Here is a 12,923-nt window from a genome sequence, read left to right as displayed (position 1 = left end):
CCCACCCCGCAGGTCGACCCCCGGTCAGTGCTCTGGTCAGCACCCGCGCAGCGCCGCCCGCGCCCGCGCCACCAAGGCGTCGGCCCCGCAGCGTTCGGCCCGCGCCAACCCCCGGGTGAGCGGCTCCCGGGCCTCGGGCGCGCGGCCGGCCCCGCACAGCGCCGCTCCGAGGTCCACCAGGGCGCCGGCCTGCTCGTAGCCGACCGGGGAGTGCTCCAGCCGGTGCACCGCCTCCCGCAGCAGCTCCACCGCCGTGGCACCGCCGTGCACGGCGGCCGACTGTCGCAGGGCGGCGGCGATCGCCGAGTCCGTCCCGGACCGCCGGGCCCGGCCCAGGGCCAGCTCGGCCAGCGCCGCCGCCCGGTCGGGGTCCTCGGGAGCCAGGGCGAGAGCCAGCTGACCGGACCAGGGGGCCCAGAGCGTGTTGCCCCAGCCCCGGCCGTCCAGCGCGGCGCCCGCCCCGGTCAGCACCGTGGCCGCGCCCGCCCGGTCCCCCTGGGCCAGCAGCAGCCTGCCGTAGAGCGTCGGCGCGTGCGGCAGCACGATGACCGTGGCGTAGGGCGGCCCGAACGCGTACCTGGCGGCGAGTTCGCCGGCCTGCCGCTGCCGGCCGCGGGCCAGCAGCGTGTCGATCAGCACGCCGACGGCGAACCACTGCAACGGGATGCCCGGGGCGATCCGCTCGGCGGCTCGCAGGGCGCGCCGCAGGTACTCCTCGGCCTCGCGCAGGTTGCCGCGCCGGAACTGCAGCAGGCCCATCAGGAAGTGGGCGAAGCCGAGGTGGCCACCGCTCCAACCGGCCGTCTCGTACGCCCAGACCGCCTCACTGAACAGCTCCTGCGCCTGGTCGAGCCGGTCGGCGTACAGGTAGCTGAGCCCGATGATCCCGGGCAGCTCGAAGCCCCAGGTGGTGTTGGTCCAGCCCAGGCTCGGCGGCAGGTGCCCGTCCACCAGCGCGGCGTCCGCCAGCGCCACCGCCTCGCTCGCCGGGCCGCCCTGGAGGGTGAGGTCCCAGCACCGCAGGGCGAGCACCGCGCTGATCGCGTCGTCGGCCCGGCCGAGCGAGTCCGCGAGTGCGGCCAGCCGGCGCGAACGGCCGGGCCCGTCCTCGTCGTTCGCCTGGAAGGTGGCGAACATGAAGTGCGCGACGTCCAGTCGCACCCGGCCGGGGCCGGCCGGGGTGCGCGCCGCCTCCTGCGCGCAGCTGGCCGCGGCCTCGGCGAGCTGGTTGTTGTGCGCCAGTGCCTGGGCGAGCCGGAAGGTGGCGTCGACGCGCAGCTCGGGCCGCAGCCCGAACTCGTCGTCCAGGGCCAGGCGCAGCTGGTTCACCGTGCTGGCCGGGCTGGTGAGCAGCGCCGAGCAGCCCAGCTCGAAGAGGAGTTCGGCGCGGTCGCGGTCCGGCGGCGGTTCGCTGAGCGCGCGCCGCAGGCAGCGCTGGGCCGCCTCGGGCGCACCGATCGCCAGGTGCTCGCCGGCCGCCCTGCGCAGCTTGAGCACGGTCTGCGGATCGCCCTCGGGCTGGGTCTCCAGCAGATGGCGGGAGGCGAGCAGCAGGCCGAGTCCGGCGTTCTCGATCTGCGTCGCCGCCACGCCGTGCATGCCGGTGCGCACGCCACTGGGCATCGACTGGTAGACCGCGCTGGCGATCAGCGGGTGGACGAACTCCAGCCGCCCGTTGGCCGTGCTGCTCAGCACCCGCTGCCGGCGCAACTCCGTGACGGACTCGGCGGCCGCCGCCGGGCCCTGGGCGCAGATGCTCGCCGCGAGGTCGGGGTCGATGTCCGTGCCGAGCATCGACGCCGCCCAGGCGAAGCGCAGCACGGTGGGTCCCAGCCGCTCCAGCCAGTCCTTGGTGGTCACTCCCCGGGCCCGGGAGGCGAGTTCGCCCAGCTGGGCGGAGTTGTCCCCGGACGGGTCGAGCCGCTGGTCGCGGACCTCGCGCAGCAGCGCCGTCGTCTCGTAGGGGTTGCCGCCGGTGACCGCCCAGACCTGGCGGCAGAACACCTCCTCGGAGGTCTCCCCCAGCGAGGCGCGGACCAGTTCGGCCACCGAGCCGGGGTTGAGCGGGTGCAGCTCGTGGCGGTGCTCGACCTGGCCGGTGAGGGCCTGCTGGAACGCCGAGGCGGCCTCGGGGAACTCCTCGCGGCAGGCGAACGCCAGCAGCACCGGAAGCTCGCGGGCCCGCAGCGTGAAGGCGGCCAGCCAGCCGAGCGACTCCAGGTCCGCCCAGTGCAGGTCGTCCACCATCGCCAGCAACGGCCCGCTTCGTGCCACGAGTTGGCTGAGGACGAAGTCCAGCCCGTCCCGCACGCCCTGCGGGTCGAGCGGCCCGGCGGGCGGCACCAGGCCCACCGCCGGGCCGACGATGTCGTGCCAGTGGCCGAGGAGTTGCCGGCGCTCCTGCGGCGGCAGCGCGCCGAGCACCGGTTGCAGCAGCTGGCGCACCACGTGGAACGGCTCGTTGTGCTGCCGCTCGCCGCCCCGGGCGAAGAGCACCGTGCAGTCGCCGCGCTTCCTGGCCAGTCGGCGGATCTCGGTGAGCACCGCCGTCTTGCCGAGTCCCGGCGCGCCGACGAAGACCAGCCGCTCGCCGATCCCGGCGCCGCCCGGCTCGCGCTCCCGGCAGAGCGCGGCGAGTGCCGCCTCGGCCGCGCGGAGTTCGAGGTCGCGTTCGTACAGGGTCCTGCTCGCCGGGTCGCCGCGGTCCGGGTCCACCGGACCGGTGCGCCCGGCGCGTTGCTCCCGCTCCCGCGGCTCGGGGCCCTGCTCCGCCACCGCCCGCCCCCTTCCGCTCGGCCCTGCCCGCGCGGTCGTGGCACGGGACAGCGGCACTTGCCGATCGGTAATGTACGGCACCCGGCGCGCCGCGCGGGGCCTATCGCCGGCCCGCGGCCACTTCGCCCACCCGGCCTCGCGCATCAGGGACCTGACGGGACATCAGACCGGTGTCGTGCAGTCCGGAGAGCGCCACGGCGCAGCCCAGCAGGCTCACGGCGACGCCGCCCAGGGTGAACATGCCCAGGACCGCCAGGGAGAGCGGGTCGTGCTCGGCCACCGCACCGGTGGCGCCGTCGGCCCACACCCGGGTCCGGTAGCCGTCGGGGTGGGACTCGCCGTCCGCCGACTGCCGCTCCTGGGCATAGGTCTGCCCGTTGACACTCCAGTGGTAGGTGCAGCCGAAGACGTCGTAGATGTTGATGCCGGCGCGGTCGTCGTCCTCCGCCTCGGTTCCGGTCTTGTGACAGCCCGTCACGGTGGCCGGCACGCTCTCGGGGGTGGCGACCCAGTCACTGATGCCCTGGGTGATCTTGGCCGACATGGCGACGGTGAGCATGATCACCGGCAGCAGGACCGCCGCGCCGAGGAGCGCCAGGGGCGTCTGCGCGTCGCGCCGCACGGGGAGCAGGCTGAGCAGCGCCACCGCCGCCGCTCCCCCCAGCACCCGGACCCGGTCGTCCAGCAGGCCCCCGCCCAGAGCCCAGGACCAGACGATCAGCCCGCCCGCGACCGCCACCACCAGCGCGGCCGCCACGCCCACCCAGGCGCTGCACCGTTGGAACCGGCTCCACCGGACCGGCGTCCGCTCCCCGAAAGCCATGCGCGCCACCTCCCCACCGAATCGCCGCTCACCATGGCCGACTTGTCCTCCCCCGACCCATCCTGACCGACACCGGCCCGGGAGTCACCCCGGGGAGTCGCCCCGGGGAGTCATCCCGGGGAGTCATCCCGGGAGGCGAGCACCGCCGCCGGGCCGAGGGGCGAACGGTCGGCTGCGACCAAAGCACCAGGCTGACCCGTCCTAGCGGCTGAGCGACCCTGGGCCGCCGGTCCGTTCCGTTCCCGGGCGGGCCGCTGTCCGTCGAACGGAGCGTGCGATCTTGAAGTCCTCTCCCCCCACCGGCCACCGGGCCAGAGCCGGCGCGCTGACCGCCGCCGCGGCTGCCGCCGCGCTGGTGCTGACGGGTGCGGTGGCACCGCAGGCCGACGCCGCCGCGCCGGGCCGCGCCGACCTGCCGTCCGCCGTCCCCAACTGGCCCACCGGCCCGTTCGCGCCGATCGACACCGGTGCGGCGCCGGCTGGTTGGAGCCTGTCCCTGCGGGTCTACCTGGGCGGACAGGACCCGGTCGGCCTGGCCGAGGCGGCGCGGCAGGTCTCGGACCCCGCGAGCCGGGACTACGCGCACTATCTGACGCCCGCCCAGTTCGTCCGGCGCTACGGCACCACCCCGGCCCAGACGGCGAAGGTCAGCGCCTGGCTCAGCGGGTTCGGCATGCACGTCACCGGAAGCAACGCCCACTACCTGGCGGTGAGCGCCACGGTGGCCGAGGCGCAGCAGGCGTTCGCCACCACGATGCACGGCTACACCTGGGAGGCCGGGACGCCCACCAGCGTGGTCGCCCCGGTGGGCGGCATGTCGGTGCCGGCCGCGCTCGGGCATGACATCAGCACCGTCGTCGGCATGATGAGCGTGAGCCCGTCGACCCCGGCCGCCGCCAAGGCGGCGCTGAGCGGCACGGCGGCCCCGGGGACCGCGACCGCCACGGCTGCCGCACCCACCCCCGCGCCCGCCACCCCCGCCGCGCCGCCCTGCTCGCAGTGGTGGGGCCAGAGCAGCTCCCCGATCCCGGCCGTCGACGGCACCACCAGCGCCATCGACGCGGTCTGCGGCTACACCCCGCAGCAGCTGCGCTCCGCCTACGGCGTGACCGACAGCCCCTACACGGGCAAGGGCCGCACGGTGGCCGTGGTGCTGAACAGCAGGCTGCCCACCATGGAGGCCGACGCCGACAAGTTCTTCGCCGCCCACGGGGTCCCCGGCTTCGCCCCCGGCCAGTACAGCGAGAACCTCGGCCCGGACTTCGCCGCCAGCTGCCAGCACACCCAGCCCAACCTGCCCGAGGAGCCGCTGGACGTGGAGTCGGTCCACATCGCGGCCCCGGACGCCAAGGTGGTCTACGTCGGCGCCGACTGCACCCAGGACTCGGGCCTCGGCGGCGGCGCGCTGCCCTTCCTCGACGCCCAGACCCGGATCGTGGACCAGCACCTGGCCGACGTGTCCACCGACTCCTTCAGCACCCAGGAGTCCGACAACACGCCCGACCTGACGGCGGCCTGGGACCAGATGTTCCAGCAGGGCGCCCTGGAGGGCATCGGGTTCAACTTCGACTCCGGCGACTCCGGCGACGGCGTCTCGGGGTTCTTCTCCCGCAACCCGTCCCCGGGCGTGCTCTTCCCCGCCTCGGACCCCTGGGCGACCGGGGTGGGCGGCACCACCCTGGAGATCGGCAAGAACGGCAACGTGACCGGCGAACTCGGCTGGGGCTTCGACCAGACGCTGCTCAAGCCGGACGGCACCGGCTACCAGACCCCGCCGCCCGGGGAGTTCATGGAGGGCTCCAGCGGCGGCCGCAGCGACCAGTTCGCGCAGCCCTGGTACCAGCGGGGCGTGGTGCCCTCGGCGCTGGCCACCGCGTCGGGCACCGGCCCGGCACGCCGCGCGGTGCCGGACATCGCCGCCGACGGCGACGCCGCCAGCGGCTGGCTGATCGGCTGGACCGGGCCCGGCGGCGACAACTGGGTGGAGGTCAAGGAGGCCGGCACCAGCGGCTCCGCTCCGCTGCTCGCCGGACTGGAGGCGGACGCGGCCCAGGCCGCCGGGCACGCGCTCGGCTTCGCCAACCCGCTGCTCTACCGGCTGCGCAGCACCCCCGCGATCCACGACGTGCTCCCCGCCCCGGCCGGAACCTCCCAGTGGGTGGTGAGCACTCAGCCGGACTGGCCCACCCCGGACAACCTCCTGCTGCTGCTCGACCACGACGGCACGCTGAAGACCACGCCCGGCTTCGACGACGTCACCGGCATCGGCGCACCCACGGCGAACTTCGTCCGCGCCTTCGCCCGCCACTGACCGAACCCGGCTGACGGACCGTTGCCGACGGCCGGACGGCGGCGGCCCGGCGCCGACGTCCGGTCACCGGAACGCCGTACTCCTCCCACTCTTGCGCACCACCTCCTCACACTGACAGGCTCTGTCCGTGATCGGGACACGCGCGTCGACTCCCCCGGGGATCGACGGAAACACGTGGTGGAAGGCGGGTTTGACGCCAGGTCAGCCGTGCTCCGCGCAGCCTCCCGACTGGGTCGGGTTCATCGAGGCGGCCGTCGCGGCGGCGCCGTCGGCACCCGAACCACCGCCTGCCGAGCTGCCGGGGACGGCCGGGTTCGCGCTGATCCTGGCGCCGTTGGCCGAGTTGGCCGCCGACCGGTGGGCCGCCGAGGTCGCGCAGGTCGCCGGGGTGGCCGGGCCGGCCGGGCTGGACCTCGCGGCGCTGCGGGCCGGCTTCACCGACCGGCTGGCCGGGCGGCTGGCCCGGTCGGCCGCCCGCACCCTGGTGCTGGAGCTCAACGTGGCCAGGGTGGCCGGGCAACTCACCGGCGACACCCCGGCCGAGCGCTTCGGCGACTTCGTCCGGCAGACCTCCGGCCGGCCGGGACTGTCCCGCCTGTTCAGCGAATACGTCGTACTCGCACGGCTGTTGGCGCAGACCGCGCTGCAGGCCGGCGCGGCGACGGCCGAGTTGCTCGGCCGGTTCGCCGCCGACCGGGCGGCACTGGTCGACGGCCTGCTGGCCGGGCTGGACCCGGGTCCGCTGGTCGAGGTGGACACCGGCGCGGGCGACGGCCACCGGCAGGGCCGGACGGTCTCGATGCTGCGCTTCGCCACCGGCGCCCGGGTGGTCTACAAGCCGCGCCCGCTCGCCGCGCACGGGCACTTCAACGAGCTGGCCCGCTGGCTGGACGCCCGGCTCGACCGGCCCGAGCTGCGGACCCTGGCGCTGCTGGAGCGGCCCGGGTACGGCTGGGTGGAGTTCGTCGAGCAGCGGCCCTGCGGCACACCGGCGCAGCTCGAACGCTTCTACTACCGCCAGGGCGTCCTGCTGGCCCTGCTGCACGTGCTGGACGCCACCGACGTCCACCACGAGAACCTGATCGCCTGCGCCGACCATCCGGTCCTGGTCGACCTGGAGACCCTGTTCCACCCGGCCCCGGTCGGCCCCGGCACCGGGCCCACCGATCCGGCGGCGGAGGCGCTGGAGTCCTCGGTGCACCGGACCGGGCTGCTCCCCCGGCTGCGCCTGGGCGACGAGAGCGCCTGGGACATGTCGGGGCTGGGCGGCGACAAGGACGCGGCGCTGCCCTTCGAGGGCGTCGAGTTCGCGGCGGCGGGCACCGACGGGATGCGCCTGGTCCGGCGGCCCCGGCTCTTCCCGGGCGCCCGGAACCGGCCGGGTCTGGCCGGGCAGGACGCGGACCCGGCGGCGTTCACCGAACCGCTGCTCGCGGGCTTCCGGGCCGGCTACCGGGCGATCGCCGACCACCGGGACGAACTGACCGGCCCACTGGGCCTGCTGCACCGCTTCGCCGAGGACGAGGTGCGGGTGGTGGTCCGCTCCTCGCACGGCTACGCGCGGCTGCTGGACGAGTCGAGCCACCCCGATGTGCTGCGCGACGCGGCCGAGCGTGACCGGCTGTTCGACCTGCTGCGGGACGAGCCGGCCGACGGCGGCCTGCTGAGCCGGCTCGCCGAGGACGAGATCGACCAACTCTGGTCCGGTGACATCCCGTTGTTCACCAGCCGCCCCGGCACGGCCGACCTGTGGAACGGGCGGGGCGAACGGCTGCCCGGCGTGCTCGGCACACCGGGCCTGCGCCGGGCGATCGCCCGGATCGACGCCATGGACGAGGCGAACCGGCGTGGCCAGGAGTGGATCATCCGGGCCGCGATGGCCGCTCGGCACACCGGACTTGACGCCGCGCTCAGCGGGTCGACCACGGCACCCGGCCGCCGCCCCGGCCCGGACCGACTGCCGGACCCCGACCGGCCACCGGACCCGGAACGCCTGCCGGACCCGGAACGCCTGCTCGCCGCCGCCCGCCGGATCGGCGACCAGCTGATCACGCTGGCCCACCACGGCCAGCACCGGACGAACTGGCTCGGCCTGGAGTTGATCGACCAGCGCTACTGGCGCCTCGCCCCGCTGGGCGCCGATCTCGCCGACGGTTACGGCGGGATCGCGCTGTTCCTCGCGCAGCTGAGCCGGATCACCGGCTCGGCGCGCTACGCGCGGGCCGCCCGGCAGGCGCTGCGCCCGGTCCCCGAGCTGCTGGCCGCGCTGGACCGGCAACCCGACCAGCTCGGCATCGTGGGCACCGGCGGGTTCGCCGGACTGGGCGGCATCGCCTATGCGCTGACCCAGGTGGCCGTGGCCCTGGAGGACGCCGCGATCGGCGCCTGGGTCGACCCCGTGGTCCGGCTGACCGCCACGGCGGTGGCCGCCGAACCGGAGTCAGGGGTCTTCACCGGCACGGCCGGTGGCCTGGCGGCCCTGCTCGCGGTGCACCGGGCCACCGGCTCGGCCGAGGCGTGGCGGGCGGCGCGGGCCTGCGCGGAGCGGCTGATCGACCGTCCGCTGCCGCAGCGGGCCGGTTTCGCCTTCGGGACGGCCGGGATCGGGTGGGCGCTGCTCGCCTTCGCCGCTGCCAGTGCCGGTGGCTCCGCTGACGGCGGTCCGCGCTTCGCGCGGGCCGGGCTGGCGGCCCTGCGGGCCGCGGTGACGTCCCGGCCCGAGGGCCCGGCCGGCGACTCCTGGTGCCACGGGGCGGCCGGTGTGGCGCTGGCCGTGGCCGACAGCCCGCTCGCGGCCGAGGACCCACTGCTGGCGGCGGCGCTGGACCGGAGCCTGCGCGGCCTCGCGGAGCGCGGGCCGGCGGCCGACCAGAGCCTGTGCCACGGCGAACTCGCGGTGCTGGAGCTGCTCGCCGCCGCCGGTCCCCGCGCCGAGCCGGCGCGGGCCGGGCGGGCGGCCCGGCTGCTGGCCGCCGTCGAGCAGGACGGCCCGCGCTGCGGCACCCCCGGCGCGGTGGCCAGTCCCGGCCTGCTGACCGGCCTGGCCGGCATCGGGCACGGGCTGCTGCGACTCGGCTTCGCCGACCACGTACCACCGGCGCTGCTGCTGCGGTCGCCGGTTTCCGAGCGGCCGTCCGGATCGAGGCCGTGAGTAAGCAGCACCGAGAAACACCGAGATCAACCGACCCAAGGAGACACTGAGCCCATGAACAGGGAAGAACTCGTCAGGTCGTGGAAGGACCCGAAGGCGCGTCAGGGTGGCCACGGCGGGCACCCGTCAGGGGAGATCATGCTGGGCGCGGGCGGCGCGCTGGGCCGTCGCGCGGCCCTGCTCTCCGGTGTGGCGGCCGCAGCCGGCAGCTGCGTCACCGACGTCCCCATCCCCGACACCGGTACCTACACCTGCCCGGCGTGAGGTCTGTCCGAATCCGGCCGTTACCGGCCGGTAAATGATCACTACCAGCCGTCAGGGGCGTCGGATAGCCTGCGGATATGCGGACCACCTCTCCGATCACCGTCGGCCGTACCAGTGAACTCGCCCTGCTTGACGGTGCTTTGTCAGACGTAGGTGAGCGCCTGGGCCGTGCGGTGTTCCTGATCGGCGAGCCCGGGATCGGCAAGTCGCGGCTGGCCGGGGACTGCGCGCAGCAGGCCGGCGCACGCGGCATGCCGGTGCTGCGCGGACGGGCCGGAGCGGGCGGGACGGGCACCCCGTTCCGCCCGCTCCGGGAGGCCCTGGCCTCCCGGTTCCGGGTCGGCGGGCCGCCCACCGACCCGGAGTTGCAGCCCTACCGTCCCGCGCTCGCCCGCCTGGTGCCCGAGTGGCGGACCACGGCGGACCCGGCCGGCCACGGGTGCGTGGTGGAGCTGGCCGAGGCGCTGCTGCGGCTGCTGGCCGTGATCGGCCGGGAGAGCGGCTGCGTGCTGGTGCTGGAGGACCTGCACGACGCCGACCCGGAGACCACCGCCGTGCTGGAGTACCTGGTCGACAACGTCGCCGAGGTGCCCGTGCTGCTGCTGGCCACGTTGCGGCCCGAGCCCGGCCCCGGCCGCGACCTGGCACGGGCGGCCGAGCGGCGGCGCGGGGCCACGCTCGCCGAACTGCTGCCGCTGGTCGCCGAGGAGGTCAGGTCACTGGTCGCCGGCTGCCTGGAGACGGCGGCCACGGCCGTCCCCGACGCCGTGGTGGCGCGGCTGATCGCCGACGCGGACGGCAACCCCTACCTGGCCGAGGAGTTGCTCGGCGACCTGGTGGGCTCCGGGGCGCTGCGGCAGGCAAAGGGCGGCTGGCAGGTGGTCGGCGAGCTCGGCGCGAGCGTGCCGGCCACGATCGTCCAGTCCTACGACCACCGGATCGAGCTGCTCGGCGCGCAGGTCCGCGAGTTGCTGCTGATCGGGGCCTGCCTCGGCCCCCGGTTCTGCGTCGACACCGTGCAGCTGATCACCGGGTACGACGAGCGGAGCCTGTTCGCCGGTCTGCGCTCCGCCGGTGAGGCGGGCTTCATCGTGCCCGATCCGGCCGCGCCGGGCTGGTACGCGTTCCGGCACGCGCTCACCGGTGAGGCGCTGCTGGCCACCATGCCGCCACTGGAACGGGCGGCGCTCGCCCGGCACGCCGCCACCGAACTGGAACGGGCCGACCCCGCGCTGCGCGACGACCTGTGCCAGCTGGCCGCCGATCTGCGGCTGGCGGGCGACGACCCGAGCGGCGCGGCCGTCCACTACGCCGAGGCCGGGCGCCGGGCGCTCGCCGCCGGCGCGTCCGCCTCGGCCGTGGTGCTGCTGGAGCGCGCGCAGCAGCTCACCACCAGGACGGACCGGACCGCCGTCACCGAGTCGCTGATCAACGCGCTGGCCGAGGCCGGCCACCTCGACCGGGCGCTCGGCCTGGTCGCCGCGCTGCCGCCGGCCCCGGCCGCCTCCCCGGGCAGCGCTCCCCGGGTCGCCCTGCACACCCGGCTGGCCTGGGCCGGCGTCGCGGCCGAACGCCCGGAGCAGGCAGCCGCTCAGGTCGCCGCCGCCCGGGCGCTGCTGGCGGACGCCGCGGCGCCCGAGCAGAGTGCCGCGCTGGCCGCCGTCGAGGCGCATCTGGCCCTGCTGCCCGGCCCGGGTGACCGGCAGGCCCGGCTGGCCGACGCCGAGCGGCTGGCCCGCCAGGCGGCGGACGTGGCGCAGCAGGTGCCGCTGCCGGTGGTGGCCTGCCAGGCCTGGCAACTGCTCGCCCTGCTGGCGCGCGAGCAGGGCTTCGACCACGCGGACAGCTACCTGGTCCGGATGCTGGAGGTCGCCGAGATCCACGGTCTGGGCAACTGGCGGGTGGAGGCGCTGCTGCGCCTGGGGATGAACGAGTGCATGCGGACCGGTGACCCGCACCGGCTCGAACAGGCCCGGCAGGCCGCGGTGCAGCTGGGCTCGGTGCTCGAGACGCAGTCCGCCGACGGCCCACTGGCGATGAACGCGGTGCTGCGGGGCCGGCCGCAGCAGGCGCAGGAGATCATCGACCGCTGCCTGGGTGCCACGGCACGGCTCGGCAACCTCGCCACCCACCGCTACCTGCTGCTGACCGCCGCCACCCTCGCGGCGCACCAGGGGCGGCGCCGGGAGATGGAACGCGATCTGCTGGCCTTCAGCCAGATCGGCGGCGAGGACTTCTTCCTGATGCCGGTGCTGCTCGGCCTGTGCCGCGCGCTCTGCGCGCTGCTGGAGGAGGACCGCCCGCTGGCCACCGCCGAGTTGGCGGCGGCCCGGGACTGGGAGCAGCGCAATCCCAACCTCTACTACCTGGCCGGGCAGCACGGCCTGCACCCCCTGTTGGAGACGCTGGCCGGCGAGGCGGGCTGGGACCGCTACCAGCAGGTCGAGGCGGGTCCGGCCGCGCCGCTGACCTGGAACCGCCAGTTCCTGCTGCTGGCCCGCGCCGTGCTGCTCGGCCGGGACGGGCGGGGCGAGGAGGCGGAGCTGGCCGTCGCCGCGGCCCAGAAGTGCGCCGTGCTCTTTCCGATGGCCCGGCACCTGGGCCTGCGGCTGGTGGCGGAGGCGGCGGTGCGCGACGGCTGGGGCGACCCGGTGACCTGGCTGCGGACGGCCGAGGAGTACTTCCACGCCGTCGAGGTGCCGGCCGTGGCGCGCGCCTGCCGAACGCTGCTGCGGCAGACCGGGGTCAGCGTGGCCCAGCACCGCGGCGGCCGGGACCGCATCCCGGCGGCGCTGCGCACGGTGGGTGTCACGCTGCGCGAGTACGAGGTGTTCACGCTGCTGGTCGACGGGCCGGGCAACCAGCAGATAGCCCGGGAACTGTCCATCTCCCCCCGCACGGTGGAGAAGCACATGGCGAACCTGATCGGCAAGACCGGCTGCCAGGACCGGGCGGCACTGCGCGAGTTGGCGGTCGAGATCTGCGCCGCCGAGGGCGGCCCGCAGTCGTGACCCTCGGGCGCCGCGCGAGATCGTGGCGCTCGCCCGCCGGTCGGCGCGGCGGCCGGGGCCCCGCAGGGCCCCGGCCGCATCCGAGGAGTGATTCGTCAGCCGGTGTAGGCACAGGTGGCCTGGCAGCTGAACCAGCAGGGCAGCGGGTCCAGGCCGTCGGCCTCCTGCTCGCTCTCCAGCTCCTGCAGGGCATCGACGTCGATCGTCATCGTGATCACCTCCTTCCTGAGTTATCGTCAGAAGTGTTGCGGGGAAGCGGCATCAGCCGGTGATGTAGCAGGTGTTCTCACACGTGAAGGTGCAGACAAAATTCAGCCCCGCGACCTCCTCCTCGCTCTCCAACTCCTGCAGAGCATCAACCTCGATCGTCATCGTGATCACCTCCCTCCTGAGTCATCGTCAGACCTGTTACGGGAAGGCGGCGTCAGCCGGTGATGTAGCAGGTGTTCTCACACGTGAAGGTGCAGACAAAATTCAGCCCCGCGACCTCCTCCTCGCTCTCCAACTCCTGCAGAGCATCAACCTCGATCGTCATCGTGATCACCTCCCTTCTTCTGAGTAGTCGTCAGCATCCGTTCCACAGAGGCG

9 protein-coding genes are annotated in these 12,923 nt (G+C 75.1%); 4 read left to right on the top strand and 5 right to left on the bottom strand.

Features of this window, described 5'->3' with window-relative positions:
- Positions 1-36 precede the first annotated feature (36 nt).
- A complete protein-coding gene (locus OG403_RS28650) occupies positions 37-2,715 on the bottom strand; it encodes an ATP-binding protein (RefSeq protein ID WP_329572624.1) in 2,679 nt (892 codons plus the stop codon).
- Positions 2,716-2,875: 160 nt separating this feature from the next.
- Positions 2,876-3,598 carry a hypothetical protein gene (locus tag OG403_RS28645; protein WP_329569297.1) on the bottom strand — a complete coding sequence of 241 codons (723 nt, stop codon included), beginning with the start codon at positions 3,596-3,598 and terminating at the stop codon, positions 2,876-2,878.
- Between the two features lie 280 nt (positions 3,599-3,878).
- Between OG403_RS28645 and OG403_RS28640 the strand changes: the two genes are divergently transcribed.
- The 4 genes from OG403_RS28640 to OG403_RS28625 all read left to right on the top strand — a co-directional run bounded on the left by OG403_RS28640 (position 3,879) and on the right by OG403_RS28625 (position 12,335).
- Positions 3,879-5,909 carry a S53 family peptidase gene (locus tag OG403_RS28640; RefSeq protein WP_329569296.1) on the top strand — a complete coding sequence of 677 codons (2,031 nt, stop codon included), beginning with the start codon at positions 3,879-3,881 and terminating at the stop codon, positions 5,907-5,909.
- Positions 5,910-6,099: 190 nt separating this feature from the next.
- Positions 6,100-9,060: a type 2 lanthipeptide synthetase LanM family protein gene (locus OG403_RS28635; protein WP_329569294.1), complete on the top strand. Its 2,961-nt coding sequence runs from the start codon at positions 6,100-6,102 to the stop codon at positions 9,058-9,060.
- 54 nt (positions 9,061-9,114) lie between these two features.
- Entirely contained in the window at positions 9,115-9,324 is a 210-nt protein-coding gene (locus OG403_RS28630; protein WP_329569292.1) for a hypothetical protein, read from the top strand.
- A 77-nt stretch (positions 9,325-9,401) separates the two neighbouring features.
- Positions 9,402-12,335 carry a helix-turn-helix transcriptional regulator gene (locus tag OG403_RS28625; protein ID WP_329569290.1) on the top strand — a complete coding sequence of 978 codons (2,934 nt, stop codon included), beginning with the start codon at positions 9,402-9,404 and terminating at the stop codon, positions 12,333-12,335.
- A 95-nt stretch (positions 12,336-12,430) separates the two neighbouring features.
- Here the strand turns inward: OG403_RS28625 and OG403_RS28620 are convergent, their stop codons facing one another.
- Genes OG403_RS28620 through OG403_RS28610 form a run of 3 tightly spaced genes read right to left on the bottom strand, consistent with a single transcriptional unit; the run spans position 12,431 to position 12,870 of the window.
- Positions 12,431-12,544, bottom strand: a complete 114-nt coding sequence (locus tag OG403_RS28620) for an ALQxL family class IV lanthipeptide (RefSeq protein ID WP_329569288.1) — start codon at positions 12,542-12,544, stop codon at positions 12,431-12,433.
- Between the two features lie 52 nt (positions 12,545-12,596).
- Positions 12,597-12,707, bottom strand: coding sequence for an ALQxL family class IV lanthipeptide (locus OG403_RS28615; protein WP_329569286.1), 111 nt, complete (start codon positions 12,705-12,707; stop codon positions 12,597-12,599).
- A 52-nt stretch (positions 12,708-12,759) separates the two neighbouring features.
- Positions 12,760-12,870, bottom strand: coding sequence for an ALQxL family class IV lanthipeptide (locus OG403_RS28610; protein WP_329569286.1), 111 nt, complete (start codon positions 12,868-12,870; stop codon positions 12,760-12,762).
- Positions 12,871-12,923 lie beyond the last annotated feature (53 nt).

The sequence above is a fragment of the Kitasatospora sp. NBC_01266 genome, from assembly GCF_036242395.1.
Classification (GTDB): Bacteria; Actinomycetota; Actinomycetes; order Streptomycetales; family Streptomycetaceae; genus Kitasatospora.
This window is presented reverse-complemented; position numbering and strand designations above follow the sequence as displayed.

Excerpts from the sequence above, each read along its gene's own strand:
- OG403_RS28625 (WP_329569290.1), top strand. The coding sequence starts at position 9,402 with ATGCGGACCACCTCTCCGATCACCGTCGGCCGTACCAGTGAACTCGCC.
- OG403_RS28610 (WP_329569286.1), bottom strand. The coding sequence starts at position 12,870 with ATGACGATCGAGGTTGATGCTCTGCAGGAGTTGGAGAGCGAGGAGGAG.
- OG403_RS28630 (WP_329569292.1), top strand. The coding sequence starts at position 9,115 with ATGAACAGGGAAGAACTCGTCAGGTCGTGGAAGGACCCGAAGGCGCGT.
- OG403_RS28620 (WP_329569288.1), bottom strand. The coding sequence starts at position 12,544 with ATGACGATCGACGTCGATGCCCTGCAGGAGCTGGAGAGCGAGCAGGAG.
- OG403_RS28615 (WP_329569286.1), bottom strand. The coding sequence starts at position 12,707 with ATGACGATCGAGGTTGATGCTCTGCAGGAGTTGGAGAGCGAGGAGGAG.
- OG403_RS28645 (WP_329569297.1), bottom strand. The coding sequence starts at position 3,598 with ATGGCTTTCGGGGAGCGGACGCCGGTCCGGTGGAGCCGGTTCCAACGG.